We start from the raw sequence: 19,554 nt of genomic DNA, 5'->3' as shown, positions 1-19,554 counted from the left end.
AATTCTATCCTGCTCGTTCCACCACAGTGTCATCGACCCACTGACGTGCCAGATGGTCGGTTTGCTGTACGTTATCAAGGGTCATCGGGGCATCAATAAGGCTGTCTGACGCGTCAAACCTGTCCAGGACCGCGGCGACGGCATCAGCCATATCCAGAAACCCGATCCGGCGTGCGATAAAATGATCCAGCGCGCGTTCCTTGGCGGCATTGAAAACAGCGCCTGCCAGGCCGCCACGCTCCATCACGTCCCGCGCGAGCTTCAGGGCCGGATACCGCGCCAAATCCGGTTCATTGAAACGCAATTGCCCCAGCTGGGCCAAGTCAAGCCGCTGTATCGGCAAGTCCCGTCTTTCGGGCCAATGCAGCGCGTAACCGATTGCGTGGCGCATATCGGGTGCCCCCAAATGGGCCATCATCGCACCATCACGATACCCGACAAGGGCGTGTACTATGGATTCCGGATGCACCAGCACTTCGATCTGATCCGGTTCGACACCGAAATATTCTTTTGTTTCTATGACTTCCAACGCTTTGTTGAACATGGAGGCGCTGTCGATGGTGATACGCTGCCCCATATCCCAATTCGGATGGCTGGAGGCCTGTTCCACAGTCGCGTTTACCAGTTCACTCAGGGGCCAATCACGGAACGCCCCGCCACTGGCGGTGATGATCACACGCTCGACTGTTTCAACGTCTTCACCGACCAGAGCCTGAAACACCGCCGAATGTTCGCTGTCGACCGGCAGCAATCGCGCACCATGCTGTTTGGCCGTTTCCAGAACCAATGACCCGGCGCAGACCAATGTCTCTTTGTTGGCCAGTGCCAGGGTCGTTCCCTGTTTCAACGCTTCGATTCCCGGTGCCAACCCGGCCGAGCCGACAATGGCCGACATAGTCCAATCCGCCGGACGTGCCGCAGCCTCGACGATGGCGCCGGGGCCCGCAGCCGACTCGACGCCACTGCCGGCCAAAGCGGAACGCAGGTCATCAAGCCGGTCTTCATGAGCGGTGACGGCAATATCAGCACCCAACCGACGCGCATCATCCGCAAGTTTTTGAATATTGGCGCCACCGGTCAAAGCCACGACGTCATACTCGGACGGTGCGCGCGAAATCAGATCAATCGTATTCTGCCCGATCGACCCGGTGGCCCCGAAAACAGATACCTTTCGCATTACATTTCACCCGGCGAATAGATCAGCCCTGCGATCAGAACAAACAGCGCGGCGCCCATCATGCCATCAAACCGATCCAGAAAGCCGCCATGACCCGGTATCAGGTTCGAACTGTCTTTGACGCCGAACTTACGTTTGACTGCGCTTTCAACAATATCACCGGCCTGGCTTGCCATTGAGGCAAAAACGGAAACAACGACAAAAGCGAATCCAAAGCCGGCCATGCTTGCAAAAACCGCGCCGACACATGCCGCGGCGGCCCACCCGCCGGCGGTTCCCGACCACGTCTTCTTCGGGCTGACTTTGGGCCAGAACTTCGGGCCGCCAACCGCCTTGCCCACGAAATAGCCCGCGACATCCGTGGCGACCACGACCGCGATCAGCCAAACCATCCAGCCAAAACCGAAGCTTTCCCGGATAGAAATGAAACCCAGCCCGGCCCCGACGATCCAGACCACAAACAGCCCGAACAGAACCTTCGAGCGACTGATCTGCCCCACACCCACAAGCGCTGGCGCGAGTACGACCGGCAAAGTATAAATCGGCGGCAGATGATAGCTGAGAACCACGGTGACGCTTGTCAGAATTCCCAATTGCACGGCCACGCCGCGGGCCTGCGGGTCAATCATCCGAACCAATTCCCACGTCATCAGACCACAGGCTGCGGCGATGAAGGTTTCGAACCACCACCCGCCAAGCCAGACCTCGATTGATCCGATCACGACCAGAACAGCAGCAGAAAGAACCCGTGTTGTCAGGTCAGACCATCGGCCGTCTCTCATGCCAGAACCGCTCCGAACCGCCGATCTCTTGAGCCGTAATTCTGGCACAGACGGGCCAGTTCATCAGCAGTGAAGTCCGGCCAGAGCGTATCGATGAATTCGTATTCCGAGTAAGCCGACTGCCACAGAAGAAAATTTGAAATCCGCGCTTCACCGCTGGTTCGAATCACAAGGTCGGGATCAGGAAGAACACGCGTATCCAGATACTTGGGAAGGGTTTCTTCATCCACCTCTTCGGGTTTCAGCCGCCCTTCTGCCACATCCCGCGCCAGACGCTTGGTGGCGCGCGCGACCTCGTCGCGCCCACCGTAATTCAGCGCGACGGTCAAATGAACCAGATCGTTGTTTTTGGTTTCTTCTTCCAGCGAGTCCATCAACTCGATCAACTTGGAATCCAGCCGGACCCGGTCTCCGATGAACCGAACCCGGATGCCATTATCCGCAAGTGTCCGGGTTTCCTTGATGATATAGCGGCGGAACAGGTTCATCAGACCAGCCACCTCGACCTGGGTCCGCTTCCAGTTTTCAGTCGAAAACGCGAACACCGTCAGGTACTTGATTCCCAATCCCGGGCAGGCCTCGACAACCTCGCGCACGCGCCGCGCCCCGGCATGGTGGCCGAACAGCCGGGGACGGCCGCGCGCCTGCGCCCAACGACCATTGCCATCCATGATGATGGCCACATGGCGCGGGCCGGACTCCAGCTCGGTTTGCGGGTCTTTTGGCATCAGTCCGGCTCAGACCTGCATGATTTCGGCTTGCTTGGTTTCAAGCGCAGTATCCACGGCCTTGATCATCTCATCCGTCATGTCCTGAACTTCACTTTCCCAAAGCTTCTGGTCATCTTCCGACATGCCGTCCGCTTTGGCCTTCTTGATCTGATCCATGCCATCGCGACGCACGTTGCGGATCGCAATGCGCGCGCTTTCCGCGTACTGACCCGCGACCTTGCTCAATTCGCGGCGGCGTTCTTCGTTCAATTCGGGTATCGGCAGCATTATGATGGTGCCGTTCAATTGCGGATTGATACCAAGGCCGCTTTCGCGGATGGCCTTTTCGACCTTACCGACCAGTGACTTGTCCCAGACGTTTACAGTAACCATACGCGGTTCGGGCACGTTCACGGTGCCCACCTGGTTGATCGGTGTCATCGAGCCGTAAGCGTCAACCATGACAGGTTCCAGCATCGAGGCCGAAGCACGCCCTGTTCGCAATGATGCAAATTCGGTTTTCAGATTGGCCATTGCGCCATCCATGCGGCGCTGCAGATCATCGGTGTCCAGTTCGAAGTCGTCAGACATTCTGCTCACTCCCCGTCTTCAGGTACTCTTTGGATGGGTCTTACGCCATCGCAATTGGGATGTATAGCAATCATGATCGGGAATTGTATCAATGGCCAGAGGTGTTGCGACCAATTCGGACAAACATCGTTTTTCCGGAACCTGGCCGAGTTCCTCCGGCCAGGTCGAGTTCATGGGTCAGCCTCAGGCGTTCACGTCCACCACGACACGCCCCTTGACCTGGCCCTTCAGAATGTCGGCGCCCAATTGCGGCAGATCGGACAGACCGGCCGGTTGAACCATCGCTTCAAGCTTGTCCATCGGCAGATCCGTGGCGATCCGTTTCCACGCGCGCACCCTGTTGTCATAGGGCTGCATCACGCTGTCGATACCCAAAAGGTTCACACCGCGCAGCAGGAACGGAATCACTGTCGCAGGCAAAGCAGCGCCCCCTGCCAAACCAACCGCGGCAACGGAGCATCCGTATTTCATCTGGCCCAGAACACGCGCCAGCATGGCACCGCCCACAGCATCAACGCAGCCCGCCCAGGTTTCGCTTTCAAGGGGGCGTTTTGTGGTCTCGTTAAGGTCGTCGCGCGGCACAATGGTCGTCGCACCAAGTGATTTCAGATAGTCCCCGGTTTCGGGCCGTCCGGTGACCGCAGCGACCTCATAGCCCAAATTGCCAAGAATGGCCGTGGCCACCGACCCGACACCGCCCGCGGCCCCGGTCACCAATACCGGTCCACGATCCGGGGTCAGCCCATGATCCTCCAGCGCCATGACCGCCAGCATCGCAGTGAACCCGGCAGTGCCCACGGCCATTGCCTGACGCGTTGTCAGCCCATCGGGCAGCGGCACCAGCCAATCGGCCCGCGCGTTGGCTTTTTGCGAATAGCCGCCCCAGTGAGCCTCGCCCACGCGCCATCCGGTCAGAACAACCTTGTCACCGGGTTTGTAGCGGTCATCCGATGAGGCTTCGACCGTGCCGGCGTAATCAATGCCGGGGACATGTGGATAGGCTCGCACCAGCCCGCCCCCTTTCGGAGACAGGCACAGGCCGTCCTTGTAGTTCACCGTGGAATATTCGACCGCAACCGTGACATCACCATGTGGTAGGTCATCCACCGACAATTGTTTGATCGAGCCGGTGGCAATTCCGCTCTCTTCATCCTTGTCCATCACAAGTGCATTGAACATCTGTCATTCCTTTCGTGTTCAGTGACCAGCCCATGTCGGCAGCTGGTTCAAAATATCCCGAGGTCGACGCGGCAGCGTCCTTGGCTCTGCTAGATCCAGAAATGCGATTGCACGGTCGCGCGGCGCATCCCGGCCGGTGTTTCCACTTCCAGTTCCGTCCCGGCATCCCAATGGCTCAGGCGCACCATACCGATCGCCACATTGGTTTCAAAATCCGGAGACCAGGCCGCCGAAGTCACCTGCCCCACACGCTTTCCGTCCGCAAACATACCCCAGGGACGATCGCAACCCGGCACCGGATCACCATCAATGGCGATAGGTCGGATTTGCTGCACCGGCCCTTCCTTGGCGACACGCAACAGAGCGTCCCGACCGATGCAGCCGATCGCGGTGTGCGTGTTGCAGAACTTTCCCAGACCGCATTCATGCGGGGTGTTGTCATCGGTCATGTCGTTCCCATAGGACAACAGACCGCCCTCAATGCGTTCGATCAGGTTCGGGCAACCCGCGCGCACGTGCAGGTCTTCGCCGGCGGCAAACAGGGCGTTCCACAAAGGCATGCCGATATCGCCACCTTCCACGTATATCTCGAAACCACCCTGTTTCGAATAACCGGATCGCGCGACGGCCAGATCGCGCCCCTCGAACTCGAACATATCAAATTTGAAAAACCGGATGTCGCGCACGCGGTCCCCGAAGACACGGGCCATCAGCTCGTCCGCCTTCGGGCCCTGAACGGCAAGCGGCGACACGTCCGGTTCGTCCACCAGCACATCCAGACGGTAGCCAACGGCGATACCCTTGACCCACAGCAACAGATCGCTGTCTGCAATCGAGATCCACCAGCGGTCTTCAGACAGCTTCACCGCGACCGGGTCGTTCAACATGCCGCCTGTCTCATCAACGATAGGCACATAGAAACACTGCCCCGGAAGCATACCGCGCAGATCACGCGGGGTCAGCATCTGCATCAGGCGCGCAGCATCAGGGCCACGCAATTCAACCTGCCGCTCGCACGACACATCCCAGACCTGCACATGGTTCTTCAGGTGCCGGTAATCGGCTTCAACGCTTTCAAAAACCGTCGGCAACAACATACGGTTGTAGACCGTATAGCCCTTGACCCCGGCAGCTTCGACCCCTTCAGAGAACGGAGTGCGCCGCAAGCGGCGTGACGCGGAAATCTGTGGCATTCATACCTCCTGAGGCATAAAGACGATATCACTCACAGGCGCTTCCGAGCCCGTCTCGGTCAGCATTTTATGCACTTGTCCCCTGTGGTGGGTCTGGTGATTGAAGAAATGGATCACGCACAACGCGTAAGACATTGTGACATCAGCCTCTTTCGCGGCGGAATACCACGTGAACGAGCCGGTCAGCGGATCATCCCCCAACCCTTCGGCCCAGTTCAGGATACGCGCGTCGATCTTTTCGCGTAACGCCAACCAGCTTTGCAGGTCCGGGCACAGGTATACACTTTCATGGATACCCCCGCCGGCATTGTGAATAGTGCCGTCGGGCCCGTCGCGCTTTTCGAAACGCGACATCCACATCCAGTCGCCCCACAACAAGTGGTTTACCGTGCCCATGATCGAGCCAAAGAACGCCCCGCGTTCAAGTGTCAGTTCCTTCGGTGTCAGAGATTGCAAAAACTCTGCCAACTGCTTGTTCTGCCAGTGATTGTACCGCGCCATTTCCTGCGCATACCCACCCGTGATCATCATTTGGGCCCGTGCCAGTCGATGGGGCAGATTTCAGCGGACTTGCCGCCAAAGTCCCAGACCCGGCCATAGTCGCGCACCTTCGATTTGGTGCCACGCGCCACGATGATGTCAGGTCCCATCCAGTATTTGGAGTTTGAAACCATCACCGGATGCTCCGGATCCTTGCCCGCAAGCATCTCGATCTCGCCCTGGATCTTGCGACCAATCGCGATCCGACGTTTGTTTCCGTCACGCTCAATCTGGACCGGAGCTCGTTCCGCCCCAATGATCTCGCTGACCAGCATGGTAAACAGACCGGTGGTGCCGCCCGCCTGACCGCTGAAGATTTGCAACAAACCGTTATAAGCCTTGCCGCTTGCGCGCTCGTCGACATAAGCGGCGACTTTCCACTGGCCTTCACCCATCCGGCCCGGAATATCGACCAGCAACCCGACATTCAGGCCCGACAGATCCTCGCCTTCATAGTGGCCCTCATCAACGATGATACCCATCCACGCATGACAATGACCTTCCGTCGGAGGATGCGCGCCCAGTGACACCACGCAGGGGCAGAACACGTCACATGAACAGTTCAGGATCAGCTCGCCCTTGATGGCCCATTCCGTCGGGCTCATCTCTCGCCGCTTGGGATTGGGCATGCGGCTGTCGATGCGCTGACTGACGGGCAGCCGATCGGCGTCTGGTTTTCTGTTTTTAGCCATTGGTTTATCCTCCGTAGCTAATTGGATACACGAGCAGGATAAGACCGCCCGCAATCAGCACAAACCCCATCGGACGGGTCACGGCGTGCCCGATCTGAGGAAGTTTCTCCAAAACCATGAACAGGGTCGCGAGCCCCATCCACAACAGGCTCATGACACCGCCGACAAAGCCAAGTGCCATGAAGCCCCAGCAACAGCCGACGCAAAAGGCACCAAGACCCAGGCCCATGCGCACGCCACCTGCAAAACCGGTTCTCCAATGCCCCAGGAAATAGGTCATCGGGGCATGGCAGACACCGTGGCAAACCTCTTTGACGCGGGAAAACTGAAAGGCGCCCACGGCAATCATCAGACCGCCCGCGACCCAGCCGGATTTGGCAATTCCCAGCATATCGACAACGCCGCCAAACAGCAGAACCAGCTGAATTCCTGCGATCAGAGCCGCAAACCCGACCCAGACGACGGAGTACCCGGCCAGAACCCCCAGCCAGCCGGCGCGGCTGCCATTTGCACTGCGGATCAGGTCATCGTAACTGCGCAGGGTCGGGATCAGGGTCGGCAGCATCATGGCCGCCATCATGATCGCCCACATTGAAAACAGCGGGCCGAACTCGGCCATGGGCATGTACATATCCATGCGCGGATCCATCGCGGCCATCGCCTGCCCCATCGGCCCCGGACGGCCGATCAGATCGAGGTCCATGTCCCGGCTCATCGAGAACATGACCCACCACGCCCACAGGATCAGAACAAAAAAGCCCAGCCACATTCCGCTGCGCAGCCACGTACGACTCACTTCGGCCTCCCGACTCAACTCCCTTGCTTTTCAAATGTCAGACTTTTAAATGTCAGACAAATAAAAATTTGCCCAAGGTCGTCTGAAGATGAAAACCGCGCCCCGAAAAACCGCAGACCTGTCTGCCCAGATCGCCCAGGCCATTCGGGATGCGATCGTTTCGGGTGAGCTGATCGTGGACGCGCGCCTGCCCTCCGAAGCCGAACTGTCGGATCAGTTCCAGGTCTCTCGCCCCACAGTGCGCGAGGCGCTGAAACGACTGGCAGCGCAGTCGCTGATCCGCACCCAACGCGGCGCTTCCGGCGGGGCGTTTGTCAATCGCCTGAGCTTTGAGGATGCCTATTCTCAGCAAGTCACGACTTCGACATTGCTGCTGTCGATGAATGCGGTCAGCTTCGATACCGCATGCGAGGCGCGATATGCCCTGGAAAGGGCCTGTGCGCCCTTGTCCGCGCAGCGGCGCACGGCAGATCACCTGGCGACCATGCGGGCGGAAATATTCCGCCAGTCCCAACCGGGCCTGACGGACGAAGCCTTTTGCGCCTCGGACGTGACTTTCCATCGCGCGCTGGTGGATGGGGCTGGAAACCCGGTCCTGTCTTATCAGCTGGCGGGCGCCGTGGAAGCGATGCAGCCCTTGATGAATATGATCACCTTCACGGCGCGATCCCGCGAAGAGATCATCGGACTGCACAGCAGAATAGTGGACGCGCTAGAGGCAAAAGACGCGGACACCGTAGACACCGCACTTATTGATCTGGAACATTACACACGACGGCTGGCCCACGACGTGGTCGAAAGCAAACGTAAACCGACCTGAGAGCCGCATTCGAAACAAGATCAGAACAAGGGGCACACGAGCAGGCAGATTGTCATCCGGCGCCAAGATCGGAACTTTCAATATGAATTGAAGTTCAATGACTTACGGGAGGACGTTATGAACCAAAGACCGGACCCAAGTTTTTATCCATCCGCAAAACTGGCGATGGAGGGCCCCGCTGAGACACTTGCATTCACGCTGATGCTCAGCCCTGACTTTTCACAACCCGACGGACTGGCGGTTGTGAATGTCGATCCAAGCTCGGACGATTTCGGAAAGATCGTGCATCAGGTGATCATGCCCGAAAAGGGCGACGAGTTTCACCATTTCGGTTGGAACGCCTGTTCTTCGGCCCTGTCGCCGCTCAGCGGTCACGCGTTTCTGGAGCGGCGCTATCTGATCATTCCGGGCATCCGGTCCAGCCGGATTTATGTCATCGATGTCAAAAACCCGCTCGAAGCCAAGATTCACAAGATCATCGAACCCGAAGAAGTCTTTGCAAAGACAGGGTATTCCCGTCCGCACACGATCCATTGCGGGCCCGAGGGGATCTATGTCAGCACCCTTGGCGGTGGTGGCCCCGACGGCACAGATGGCCCTCCGGGCATTTTCATCATGGATTGCGAAACCTTCGACATCATCGGGCGCTATGAGATCGAGCGCGGCGTACAGGACAAGCATTATGATTTCTGGTGGAACCTGCCGCGTGACTACATGGTCAGTTCCGAATGGGGCCTGCCACCGCAATTCGAAAACGGGCTGGTGGCCGAAGACCTGTTGTCCAATAAATACGGCCACCGCATCCATTTCTGGAACCTTCGAAACCGGACGAATATTCAAACCATCGATCTGGGTGAAAACCATCAGATGGCCTTGGAAATCCGTCCCGCTCATGATCCCGTAAAGCAATACGGGTTCTGCGGCGTTGTCGTCGATACAACGAACCTGCAAGGTGCAATCTTCACCTGGTGGCGCAATGAAGACGGCACGTTCGAAGCCAAGAAGACCATAACAATCGATCCGCAACCCGCTGATCCCGATGATCTTCCTGAGCTTCTGAAGGGCTTCTCTGCCGTTCCGCCGCTGGTTACCGATATCGACCTGAGCCTGGACGACAAGTACCTCTACGTCGCCTGCTGGGGTACCGGCGAGATGCATCAATACGATGTATCCGACCCGATGAACCCCACCCTTGCCGGCAAGGTCGAAATTGGAGGGATTGTAAAAAAGACCAAACACCCCAACGGCCAGACGTTTGGATATGGTCCACAGATGGTCGAAATCAGCCGCGACGGCAAACGCGTCTACTGGACCAATTCGCTCTATTCCACGTGGGACGACCAGTTCTACCCCGAGGAAGGCGGTGCGGCCATGGTCAAGGCTGATGTCGGCGAGAATGGCGGGCTGACGCTGGATCCGAAGTTCTGGGTGGAGTTCCCCAAGGGCTATCGCAGCCACCAGATCCGGTTGGAGGGCGGAGACTGTTCAACCGACAGCTTCTGCTATCCGTCGGTCTGAATTGGACGTTCTGATGTCATCAACGGCTGGCCTGTGGCTGGCCGTTGTTCTGAGCGGCGCCTATCACGGCCTGAACCCCGGCATGGGCTGGCCGCTGGCGGTGTCTTCGGCTCTGATGGAACAACGCCAATCCGCCCTGTGGAGCGCACTCGCGGCTTTGGCTGGTGGGCATTTCGTGGCCATGCTGGGCGTACTTCTACCTTTTGCCCTGATGGCCGTACTGGTCGATTATCAAAATGAAATCCGTATCGGCGCGGCCCTGGTCGTCATTGGCATGGGCCTGTACATCGCGATAACCCGCCGTCATCCCCGCTTTCTTTCGCGGATCCCGCCAAGCAGGCTTGCGCTTTGGTCTTTTCTGGTGGCGCTTGCCCACGGGGCCGCCCTGATGCTGGTTCCAATTTATCTGGGCCTTTGTGCCGTGGATGAACTGGACGCGGGACATCAAGCGATTTCCCAGATCATGACGACGAACACCCTTTTGGTTCTGGGCGTCGCCGCGCTGCATACGGCCGCCATGGTTCTGGGTGGCGGGCTGTTGGCCTTTGCGGTCTATCGTTGGCTTGGCCTGCAATTCCTGTCGCGCAGCTGGTTCAACCTGGAGCTCATCTGGGCCCTGAGCCTCATTCTGGTCGGTGGTCTGGGTCTTTGGTCCGCACTCGGCTGACCTTGTACTTTGTTTTGAAACGCGCTTTGTCTGCATCAAGACAAAACGGAGCTTCCGAATGCAGGACCAAACCCGCCCAACCGATGTGCTGCGTCAGGGTAAAATCGACGACTGGACGGCCGCCACAACCCAGGCCTTCACCCGCGAACTGTCTGACGGCACCCTGCCCGAGGATAAAATGCGCTGGTACCTGCAACAGGATTATCAGTTCGTCGACGGCTTCGTGCGTCTTTTGGCCAGCGCCATCGCGCATGCGCCGACCCTTGCAGACAGCGTCCCGGCCGCGCAGTTTCTGGCGGTGATCACAGGCCCCGAGAACACCTATTTCCTGCGCGCTATGGACGCTTTGGGCACTGAGCCCAGCACCGAGCCCGCGCCCGCCACACGCGCGTTTCAGGATTTGATGGCCGAAGCCGCAGCCTCTGGCCGTTATCAGAACATGCTGGCGGTTCTCGTCGTGGCGGAATGGGTTTACCTAGGCTGGGCCAGCCCGGAAAACCCGCCCAAAGACGGCTTGCCGTTCTGGTTTGCGGAATGGATCACGCTACATGCGGGCGAAGGGTTCGAAAGCGTCGTGGAATATCTGCGCAGTCAGTTGGACAACGTCTGGCCGACGCTGGATGCGGCTGAACAGGCCGAGGTCACGCGACTGTTTCATCGCGCCATCGAGCTGGAACGTGATTTCTTTGACGCCGCCTATGCGGCCTGAACCCAGGAGGCCGCCATGGTCGCAACTCTGAACGTCATTGCAGCATTGCTGACCATCGGGTTCGGCGCGTTCGGGTTTCTAGCCCCGGCCCACACCGCGTCGGCCCTGGATCTGGCCCCGACCAACAGCACGATGGGGTTGTCCGAGATGCGCGCCTCGGTCGGTGGTTTGTTTGTTGTGACCGGGATCGCCGTTATCTGGCTGAACAACCCAATGGCCTATGTCATGCTGGGCATTGTCTATTCCGGTGCAGCGCTGGGCCGATTTGTATCGGTCGCGCTGGACAATCCCCCCTTGGCCAGGGCGTTGATCTTTGGGGGAATCGAACTGGTTCTGGCGGTTTGGCTTATCTCTGCAAACTTCAACAAAGCCTCCTAACGGATTGGAAATATAGGATACGGCAGACTTCATTCTGAGTTTGCATCCATCCATCACCTCACCTATATAAGAGATGTCCTTCGGGACTATGGACATAAACGCGCTCGTAATAAGCGGATCGGACCCGGGGGCGGTACCCGGCGGCTCCACCATACACCTTCTGGGGGCATCCTTCGTTTGGGGATCACTTTCAGAACCGGGGGGCCGAAATAGGATCGACGAACGTCTAAAGGGGTTAGCTTTGTCCCGGCTGTCTGCCACCGTTACCGGCGAAAACAGTACAATTGCAAACGACAATCGTGCTCCGGTTGCAGTTGCTGCGTAAGCAGTAGCAAGACCGAAACTTAAGCCCTTGCGCCTAGCCGCGTAAGGCGGGGTTCGCAGGTACCTGGCAACAGAAACCTGCATTAATCCCCCACATGTCTGAATTTATTTACCCGTCCCTTGGCGGATTCAGAGTTTATTCATTCCTTTTTGCCATCGTGCCAGCACTTGGACAGGAGAACTGGGATGACGAATTCAGAGATACTCAGAAAGTGGTACTCCGAAGTTTGGGAAAATGGAAACACCGAAGCGATTGATCAGTTCTTCGCGCCCGAAACGATGGCCGAGGGGCTGATTCCGGAAATGCAGGTCGGTGCGGACGATTTCCGGGATCTGGTCATGGCGTTCCGCCATATTCTGGGGGACATCAAGGTCGAGTTGCCCAAGATCATCGAAAACGGCGACTGGGTGTCTGCCATTCTGCATGTTCGTACTTTTCGGGCCGACAATGGCGCGCCACTGGAAGTCACGGGCCAGGTCATGGCACGGTTCAAAGACGAAAAGATGGTCGAGGCCTACAACCATTTTGACTTCATCTCGTTTTTTGAAGAACTGGGCCAGTTTCCATCGGACACCCTGCCCGTATGCATGACAGGGCAGCGCCTGGACTGGGCGTGAATACAACGCAATCTTGACCCCCATGACCCTTGCGCGGTAGCAAGTGCCATGGGGCAAGATTGCGAACGCCCCGTGAGGCGACAGCCCAAGTTTCGCATGTATCCGCGGTTACAAGGAAACATGCCATGGCATCGCCCAACTCTATTTCCCCCAAGCAACTTCTGCGTCTGATTGGCACTCCGAATGCGCCCGTTCTATTCGACGTCTGCCTGAATGACGATTTTGAAGAAGATCCCTATCTGATCCCCGCGTCAATCCGGCACCCGGTCACAGATCTTCGGGGGCTTTTGTGCAAGATCTCCGGCCGCTCGGCCGTGATTATCTGTCAAAAGGGCAAAAAGCTGAGCCAGGGCGTTGTCTCCTGGCTGCGCAGCGAAGGGCATCAAGCCGAATATCTGGAAGGTGGAATGCAGGCCTGGCGCGAATTGACCGACGCGCCACGTGTACCCGCAGCCCGCATTCCTGAACGGATTGGAGGCCATACGCTGTGGGTCACGCGCCACCGACCAAAGATCGACAGAATCGCATGTCCCTGGCTGATACGCAGGTTTGTTGATCCCGACGCCAAATTCCTGTTTGTGGCACCCGGCGAAGTCGAAAGCGTTTCGACTGCTTTCGGGGCGTCACCATTTGATATCGAGAACACGTTCTGGAGCCACCGGGGCGACAATTGCACGTTTGACACCATGTTGGATGAATTCGATCTTCACTCTCCTGCACTGGACCGGTTGGCGACGGTCATCCGGGCAGCGGACACGAACCGGCACATGCTTGCGCCCGAAGCGGCGGGATTGTTGGCGGTTTCGGTCGGGCTTTCAAGACAGTATCGCGATGACCATGAAAACCTGGAGGCCGGGATAACCCTTTACGACGCGCTGTATCGCTGGGCGCGCGATGGGTTTGACGAAAGCCATGACTGGCCCACCGGGCGAACGTCATGACACCGACACTGGCCGAGATTTTCAAGGTCTTCAGCAGGATCGGCCTGCTGTCTTTCGGCGGTCCTGCGGCTCAGATCTCCTTGATGCATCAGGAATTGGTCGAGCGTCGACCCTGGCTGGATGAACAGACGTACCTGCGCGCCCTGTCTTTGTGCATGTTGCTACCGGGTCCCGAGGCGATGCAGCTGGCAACCTATGCGGGGTGGCGTCTGCGCGGTGTTGCCGGCGGGCTGATTGCCGGCAGCTTGTTCGTGTTGCCCGGCGCGGTGGTGATTGCGGTTCTGGTCGCGCTCTATTCAGCGTTTGGCGATATTCCCTTGGTGCAGTCGGCCTTCACGGGCATCAAGGCAACCGTCATCGTGATCGTTTTGCAGGCGCTTCGCAACCTTTCGCGCAAGGCATTGAACGATCGAGAGCATCGGACAATCGCAATTCTGTCTTTCCTGTCCATTTTTCTGCTGAACCTCCCGTTTCCGGCGATCATTTTCGCTGCCGCTTTCTGGGGCTATGTGACCTTCAAAGGATCCGTTGAAACGCCGAAACGAGAAGGAACACCACAACTGGCGCGGTCTCTGCGAACGATTGCTGTCTGGTTGCCACTTTGGTTGGGCCCGCTTGTCGCTCTGAGCGTCACAGGCCATCAACTGCTGAGCGAGCTGGGCTGGTTTTTTGCCCGACTTGCAGTCGTGACCTTTGGCGGCGCATATGCCGTATTGGCCTATATGACCCAAACCGTTGTCGACCAGTACCACTGGATCAGCACGGATCAGATGATTGATGGGCTGGGTCTGGCGGAAACGACTCCGGGGCCGCTCATACTTGTCACTCAGTTTGTCGCCATGCTGACCGGGCAACTGACCGGCGGGTACACCTTGGCGCTTGCCGCCGGCGCGGTTGCATTGTGGGCGACGTTCGTTCCGTGCTTTCTTTGGATTTTTCTTGCGGCCCCATATCTCGACCGTCTGGCCGCGCGTCCCCGCCTGTCTGCGGCCCTGCATGGAATCACCGCGGCCGTCGTCGGAGTGATTCTCAACCTTTCCGTGTGGTTCGCCCTGAATGTTCTTTTCGAATCGGTGTCTGAAAAATCATGGGGTCCTCTGGCAATCCCCACGCCGCAGATTTCCGCGTTGAATTTTACCGCATTCGGTCTAACTATCCTTGCTGGGGCCTTGATTTTTCGACTGAAATTAGGGATGGGAACCGTGCTTGCCCTGATGTCGATTGCCGGCCTGGCTGCACACAATATCTGATCAATCCGGTCGTACCCGCCCTTTCGTTTCCGAACAAAACCCCTATGCTGAGCATAACCACTTTTGAGGATCACACATGTCGCAAGGCATCGATTATGGAAACCTGATGCACACCGCCATGCGCGGCCTGATAAAAACAGTGCTGAAGGAAGTTTCTGAAACCGGTTTACCCGGGGCGCATCACTTTTTCATCACTTTCGACACACGTGAAGATGGTGTGGAAATCGCCGACTGGCTGCGTGAACGCTATCCCGAAGAAATGACCATCGTCATGCAGCACTGGTTCGAGAACCTCGAAGTTGGTGACCTCGGCTTTGGCATCACTTTGAACTTTGGCGATGCCCCAGAACCGCTGTACGTCCCCTATTCCGCAATCAAGACTTTCGTGGACCCATCCGTGGAATTCGGCCTTCGCTTTGAAAGCCCGGAAGACGAAATCGAAGAAGATCAGATCATCGAAGACGACATCGAAGTCGAAGAAGAAGAAATACATCACGATGCGGATATCGTGTCGCTGGACAGCTTCCGGAAATGAACCTTCAAACCCCGCCCGGCGCGGGGTTTATCGTTTCATCAGAAAAGTTTCGACCGACCGGGATTTTTTACCATCTATGAATCGTGAAAATGCGAGGTTCAGCCCGCCCTCGGCCAGCGTACGGTCGAATTGCTGCAACTCATATCCTCCGTCCTCATCTATAAACAACGAAAACACAGTCAGCGTGTCGCCGACAATGCGGCCCCATACAAACGGCTCGCCCTTCATCGGATCCAATGGCACTTCGTGACCAAAGACATTGCGCTTCATCGCCGCCGAAAACACATCAGGGCGGTCTGACGGAACAAAATCTATCGAGAATTTCTGGTCCTTAACACGTCCGTCCGGCTTGTATGTCGTCGTCCGCCAACTGACGTTGAAGCCGTTCTTGGTCTCGACGATGGAAACGCTCATGTCGCGGGGCGTTGTCGTGCCATCCGCGTCCACTACTTCGGCTGAACCGACATAATCTCCTATGAACGGTGTAATCTCTGCCGCGCGGGCCTGCAAACTCAGAATCGACAGCCACAAAGCGCAAACTGCAAGTATCGCGGCAGCTTTCTCAAGCTTAAGGCGATGTAAATTTGGCATTTTATCCTCCTGGGCGGTCATTTCTCTATTGTAGCCCAGAGGTGTCCGCAAACAATGCACATTCCCCGCCAATAGCGATTAAAGTGACGCACCCTGCGCCTATACCTTTGACGTCCTTGAGTTTAAGGTGCGCGCAACTGGCCGATTGCGTCACGGCGTGGCTGCGGCTAAACGGCATACAACTGCATACCAGACGGAGTGACCGATGTCTCAAACCCGCACAGAATCCGACAGCTTTGGCCCGCTCGAGGTTCCTGCCGACAAATATTGGGGCGCGCAGACGCAGCGCTCGATCATGAATTTTCCCATCGGCTGGGAAAAGCAGCCGGTCGCCATCGTGCGCGCGCTGGGCGTGATCAAGAAAGCCTGCGCCATGGAAAACAAGGCAACGGGCAAACTGGACGCAAAGATAGCAGATGCGATCATTCAGGCCGCAGGCGAGGTGATCGAGGGCAAGTTCGACGACAACTTCCCGTTGGTCGTGTGGCAGACGGGTTCGGGCACCCAGTCGAACATGAATGCGAACGAGGTCATCGCCAACCGAGCTATCGAGATTCTGGGCGGAAAGATCGGATCCAAAGACCCGGTACACCCGAATGACCACTGCAACATGGGACAGTCGTCGAACGACACCTTCCCAACCGCCATGCATATCGCAACAGCGATGAGCGTGCGTGACGTGCTGCTTCCGGGGCTTGAGAAACTGGCGTCCGGGCTCGAGCAGAAGGCCGAGGAATTCAAGGACATCATCAAGATCGGCCGAACCCATACGCAGGACGCGACACCGCTGACACTGGGTCAGGAATTCAGTGGCTATGCCCACCAGGTTCGTCAGGGGATCGCACGTGTACACGCGGCAATGCCGGGGATTTATGAACTGGCCCAGGGCGGTACGGCCGTTGGCACCGGCCTGAACACCCAGCACGGCTGGGACAAGGCCGTCGCAGGCCATATGGCCCAGATCACCGACCTGCCCTTCGTGACGGCACCGAACAAGTTCGAAGCGCTGGCCGCCCATGATGCCATGGTCTTCCTGTCGGGCGCTTTGGCGACGATTGCCGGCAGCTGCTACAAGATCGCAAACGACATTCGTTTCCTGGGCTCCGGGCCTCGTTCCGGCCTGGGTGAGCTGATCCTGCCGGAAAATGAGCCCGGCTCGTCGATCATGCCCGGCAAGGTAAACCCAACGCAGGCCGAAGCGCTGACGCAGGTCGCCGCGCATGTGATGGGCAACAACGCGGCGATGAATTTTGCCGGGTCGCAAGGTCATTTCGAATTGAACGTCTACAATCCGATGATGTCCTACAACCTGCTGCAATCGATCCAGTTGCTGGGGGATGCCACCGACAGCTTTACCGAGCGGATGCTGCTGGGCATCAAAGCGAACGAGCCGCGCATCGACAAACTGATGAAGGAATCGCTGATGCTGGTCACGGCGCTTGCCCCTACAATCGGTTATGACAATGCGACCACCGTTGCGAAAACCGCTCATATGAACGGCACCACCCTCAAGGAAGAAGCCATCGCACTGGGCTTCGTGGACGAAGCGACCTTTGATGCCGTCGTCCGCCCCGAACAGATGATCGGCCCGAAAGACTGATGGGCAAGCCGGTCAATCTGAACCGGTATCGAAAAGAAAAAGCGCGGGCCGTGAAAAAGGCCCGCGCCGACCGGAACGCCGTCGCGTTTGGGCGAACGAAAGCTGAAAAAGAAGTCGTGAAGCTTCAACAGAAAAAACAAAAGCGCGACCTCGAAAATCATGAGCTGGACGAATGAGCGGCCGCCCTGTCAAACGCTCTTTGACCCTGAAAGGGCATCGAACCTCGGTATCACTCGAGGATGAATTCTGGCGTGCTTTTCGCGAGATCGCTCAGGAACAAGATAAGCCAATCAATGTCTTGGCGGCTGAGATTGATGTGGAGCGCGACCCGGAAACGGGTCTTGCATCGGCCATACGCGTCTTTGTGCTGAACTGGTTCCGAAACCCTGATTGAGACTTGTCACGCCGTCGCCTCGACGTGTAACGTGAGCTGGAACAAAAAGGGTACAACCATGAGCGACACCATTACCGGGCCGGATGGGCAGCAAAGATGCACATGGTGTCAGGCCGCGCCTGAATTCTTTGAATATCACGACAATGAATGGGGTTACCCTGTCGACGATGACCGACGGTTGTTTGAAAAACTGTGCCTCGAGAGCTTTCAGTCAGGCCTCAGCTGGCGGACAATCCTGAACAAGCGCGAAAACTTCAGGAAAGCCTTCTGCGGATTTGATTTCAACAAGATGGCCGCGTTTTCTGATGCAGATGTGGAACGCCTGCTACAGGACGCCGGGATCATCCGTCATCGCGGCAAGATTGAAGCGGTGATCAACAATGCGCGTTGCGCGCAGGACCTTGTGGCCGCCGAAGGATCTCTGGCGGCTTATGTCTGGCGTTATGAGGCTGAAACGCCTCCGCCCCCGCAAACAGCATCCACATCACCCGAATCCGTGGCCATGTCGAAGGATCTCAAGAAACGGGGGTGGAAGTTTGTCGGCCCTACAACCGTGTTTGCGTTCATGCAGGCCATGGGGCTTGTCAATGACCACGCCGAGGGCTGCATCGGCAGAAAAAAAGCGGCACAGATGCGCCGCTCTTTCATCAAACCTGTCTGACGGATCAGACCGAGGCTTTGTAAATCTTGTCGATGTTGCCACCCAAGGCCGCGTTGAATTCTGCATCTGACTGCTGCTTCGACAGACCTTCGGTCAAAGCCCGCGAGAAGGATGCGATCATTTTGCCGTTTCGGCTCAACAGGTCGCAGGCTTCTTCCGTCGAATAACCGCCCGACAGGGCCACAACCCGCAATACCCGCGGGTGGTCTGCCAGCGCGTCATACAGGTTTGCCTTTGTCGGGATCGTCAGCTTCAGCATCACTTCCTGACCCTCGGCCAGTTGATCGAGGTTTTTGAGGATTTCAGCCTTCAGGATGTCTTCTGCTTCGGCCTTGGTTTCCGAATGGATGTTCACTTCGGGTTCCACGATCGGAACCATACCGGCATCGGTGACTTCGCGGGCGACGTCGAACTGTTGCGCAACCACCGCCGCGATGCCGTCGGCATTCGCTTCGTGAATGACCGAGCGTTCCTTGGTGCCGAACACACCATCGGCCTTGGCCAGGGTCTCGGCCAGACCGGGGATCGGTTTCATCATCTGAACGCCATTTGCCTGTTCTTCCAAGCCTTTGTCGATCTTCAGGAAAGGCACGATACCTTTGACCGACCACAGGTAATCGGCAACCTTGCGGCCTTCGATCTCTTCGCCCAGGGTACGTTCGAACAGGATTGCACCAATCACTTTGTCCTTTGTGAAATCGTCGGCCAGAATGATGCGGGCACGCATCTTCTGGATTTCACCGAACATCTCTTCGTCTGAGTTGTAGTCGGATGCCTCGACACCATACAACGCAAGCGCTTTCGGGGTTGATCCGCCGCTTTGATCCAGTGCCGCGATAAAGCCCGTGCCGTTGATCATCTGCGCGCGCTGTTCTGCTTTGGACATAT

The 19,554-nt window shown here is 57.5% G+C and carries 24 protein-coding genes and 1 other RNA gene; 14 read left to right on the top strand and 11 right to left on the bottom strand.

Annotated features, from left to right (window positions below; translation table 11 throughout):
* Positions 1-4 precede the first annotated feature (4 nt).
* The 9 genes from dxr to NOR97_RS07200 all read right to left on the bottom strand — a co-directional run bounded on the left by dxr (position 5) and on the right by NOR97_RS07200 (position 7,633).
* Positions 5-1,177, bottom strand: coding sequence for a 1-deoxy-D-xylulose-5-phosphate reductoisomerase (dxr, locus tag NOR97_RS07240; protein ID WP_257600695.1), 1,173 nt, complete (start codon positions 1,175-1,177; stop codon positions 5-7).
* Positions 1,177-1,959: a phosphatidate cytidylyltransferase gene (locus NOR97_RS07235; protein WP_257600694.1), complete on the bottom strand. Its 783-nt coding sequence runs from the start codon at positions 1,957-1,959 to the stop codon at positions 1,177-1,179. Before NOR97_RS07235 ends, dxr begins: the two co-directional genes overlap by 1 nt.
* Positions 1,956-2,687: an isoprenyl transferase gene (locus tag NOR97_RS07230; protein WP_170344372.1), complete on the bottom strand. Its 732-nt coding sequence runs from the start codon at positions 2,685-2,687 to the stop codon at positions 1,956-1,958. The genes NOR97_RS07235 and NOR97_RS07230 overlap by 4 nt, the downstream gene beginning before the upstream one ends.
* Positions 2,688-2,696: 9 nt before the next feature.
* Complete coding sequence (gene frr / locus NOR97_RS07225; RefSeq protein WP_170344373.1) at positions 2,697-3,260, bottom strand: ribosome recycling factor; 564 nt, start codon at positions 3,258-3,260, stop codon at positions 2,697-2,699.
* A gap of 183 nt (positions 3,261-3,443) precedes the next feature.
* Complete coding sequence (gene acuI / locus NOR97_RS07220; protein ID WP_170344375.1) at positions 3,444-4,439, bottom strand: acryloyl-CoA reductase; 996 nt, start codon at positions 4,437-4,439, stop codon at positions 3,444-3,446.
* 89 nt (positions 4,440-4,528) lie between these two features.
* Positions 4,529-5,632, bottom strand: coding sequence for a dimethylsulfoniopropionate demethylase (locus tag NOR97_RS07215; protein ID WP_257600693.1), 1,104 nt, complete (start codon positions 5,630-5,632; stop codon positions 4,529-4,531).
* On the bottom strand, positions 5,633-6,163 hold the full coding sequence (locus NOR97_RS07210; protein ID WP_306979746.1) for a DinB family protein: 531 nt from the start codon (positions 6,161-6,163) through the stop codon (positions 5,633-5,635).
* On the bottom strand, positions 6,160-6,864 hold the full coding sequence (locus NOR97_RS07205) for a DUF1326 domain-containing protein (protein WP_152457918.1): 705 nt from the start codon (positions 6,862-6,864) through the stop codon (positions 6,160-6,162). Before NOR97_RS07205 ends, NOR97_RS07210 begins: the two co-directional genes overlap by 4 nt.
* 4 nt (positions 6,865-6,868) lie before the next feature.
* Positions 6,869-7,633 (bottom strand): DUF2182 domain-containing protein, encoded by a 765-nt coding sequence (locus tag NOR97_RS07200; RefSeq protein ID WP_257600842.1) that lies wholly within the window; start codon positions 7,631-7,633, stop codon positions 6,869-6,871.
* 115 nt (positions 7,634-7,748) lie between these two features.
* Between NOR97_RS07200 and NOR97_RS07195 the strand changes: the two genes are divergently transcribed.
* The 10 genes from NOR97_RS07195 (at position 7,749) to NOR97_RS07150 (ending at position 15,420) form a co-directional block, all read left to right on the top strand.
* On the top strand, positions 7,749-8,480 hold the full coding sequence (locus tag NOR97_RS07195) for a FadR/GntR family transcriptional regulator (protein WP_171231673.1): 732 nt from the start codon (positions 7,749-7,751) through the stop codon (positions 8,478-8,480).
* 117 nt (positions 8,481-8,597) lie between these two features.
* Positions 8,598-9,998, top strand: coding sequence for a selenium-binding family protein (locus NOR97_RS07190; protein ID WP_257600692.1), 1,401 nt, complete (start codon positions 8,598-8,600; stop codon positions 9,996-9,998).
* Positions 9,999-10,011: 13 nt separating this feature from the next.
* Positions 10,012-10,665, top strand: coding sequence for a hypothetical protein (locus NOR97_RS07185; RefSeq protein WP_170344381.1), 654 nt, complete (start codon positions 10,012-10,014; stop codon positions 10,663-10,665).
* A 58-nt stretch (positions 10,666-10,723) separates the two neighbouring features.
* Entirely contained in the window at positions 10,724-11,374 is a 651-nt protein-coding gene (locus NOR97_RS07180) for a TenA family protein (protein ID WP_257600691.1), read from the top strand.
* Between the two features lie 15 nt (positions 11,375-11,389).
* Complete coding sequence (locus tag NOR97_RS07175) at positions 11,390-11,752, top strand: DUF4345 domain-containing protein (protein ID WP_257600690.1); 363 nt, start codon at positions 11,390-11,392, stop codon at positions 11,750-11,752.
* Positions 11,753-11,788: 36 nt separating this feature from the next.
* Positions 11,789-12,161, top strand: a transfer-messenger RNA (tmRNA) gene (ssrA, locus tag NOR97_RS07170).
* A gap of 101 nt (positions 12,162-12,262) precedes the next feature.
* Positions 12,263-12,694: an ester cyclase gene (locus tag NOR97_RS07165; RefSeq protein ID WP_170344384.1), complete on the top strand. Its 432-nt coding sequence runs from the start codon at positions 12,263-12,265 to the stop codon at positions 12,692-12,694.
* Positions 12,695-12,819: 125 nt separating this feature from the next.
* Positions 12,820-13,635, top strand: coding sequence for a sulfurtransferase/chromate resistance protein (locus tag NOR97_RS07160; RefSeq protein WP_257600689.1), 816 nt, complete (start codon positions 12,820-12,822; stop codon positions 13,633-13,635).
* The gene (gene chrA / locus NOR97_RS07155; RefSeq protein WP_257600688.1) at positions 13,632-14,885 is read left to right on the top strand and encodes a chromate efflux transporter; all 1,254 of its coding nucleotides are present in this window, start codon (positions 13,632-13,634) and stop codon (positions 14,883-14,885) included. The genes NOR97_RS07160 and chrA overlap by 4 nt, the downstream gene beginning before the upstream one ends.
* Before the next feature lie 76 nt (positions 14,886-14,961).
* Positions 14,962-15,420, top strand: coding sequence for an SspB family protein (locus NOR97_RS07150; protein ID WP_152457909.1), 459 nt, complete (start codon positions 14,962-14,964; stop codon positions 15,418-15,420).
* A gap of 27 nt (positions 15,421-15,447) precedes the next feature.
* On the opposite strand, the gene NOR97_RS07145 is transcribed toward NOR97_RS07150, so the two are convergent.
* Positions 15,448-16,011 carry a hypothetical protein gene (locus tag NOR97_RS07145; protein WP_170344388.1) on the bottom strand — a complete coding sequence of 188 codons (564 nt, stop codon included), beginning with the start codon at positions 16,009-16,011 and terminating at the stop codon, positions 15,448-15,450.
* Between the two features lie 205 nt (positions 16,012-16,216).
* Here NOR97_RS07145 and fumC point away from each other — a divergent pair, with 205 nt between their 5' ends.
* Genes fumC through NOR97_RS07125 form a run of 4 tightly spaced genes read left to right on the top strand, consistent with a single transcriptional unit; the run spans position 16,217 to position 18,666 of the window.
* Positions 16,217-17,611: a class II fumarate hydratase gene (fumC, locus tag NOR97_RS07140; RefSeq protein ID WP_257600687.1), complete on the top strand. Its 1,395-nt coding sequence runs from the start codon at positions 16,217-16,219 to the stop codon at positions 17,609-17,611.
* Positions 17,611-17,787, top strand: a complete 177-nt coding sequence (locus tag NOR97_RS07135; RefSeq protein ID WP_257600686.1) for a DUF4169 family protein — start codon at positions 17,611-17,613, stop codon at positions 17,785-17,787. Before fumC ends, NOR97_RS07135 begins: the two co-directional genes overlap by 1 nt.
* Positions 17,784-18,005, top strand: a complete 222-nt coding sequence (locus NOR97_RS07130) for a ribbon-helix-helix domain-containing protein (protein WP_170344392.1) — start codon at positions 17,784-17,786, stop codon at positions 18,003-18,005. The genes NOR97_RS07135 and NOR97_RS07130 overlap by 4 nt, the downstream gene beginning before the upstream one ends.
* 58 nt (positions 18,006-18,063) lie before the next feature.
* Positions 18,064-18,666 carry a DNA-3-methyladenine glycosylase I gene (locus NOR97_RS07125; protein ID WP_257600685.1) on the top strand — a complete coding sequence of 201 codons (603 nt, stop codon included), beginning with the start codon at positions 18,064-18,066 and terminating at the stop codon, positions 18,664-18,666.
* Between the two features lie 4 nt (positions 18,667-18,670).
* Here NOR97_RS07125 and NOR97_RS07120 read toward each other — a convergent pair whose 3' ends face one another.
* Positions 18,671-19,552 (bottom strand): fructose bisphosphate aldolase, encoded by an 882-nt coding sequence (locus NOR97_RS07120; protein ID WP_170344395.1) that lies wholly within the window; start codon positions 19,550-19,552, stop codon positions 18,671-18,673.
* Positions 19,553-19,554: the final 2 nt, after the last annotated feature.

Source organism: Ruegeria sp. YS9 (assembly GCF_024628725.1).
GTDB lineage: Bacteria > Pseudomonadota > Alphaproteobacteria > Rhodobacterales > Rhodobacteraceae > Ruegeria > Ruegeria atlantica_C.
The sequence above is the reverse complement of the archived record's forward strand: the minus strand, read 5'-3'. Positions and strand labels throughout refer to the sequence as shown.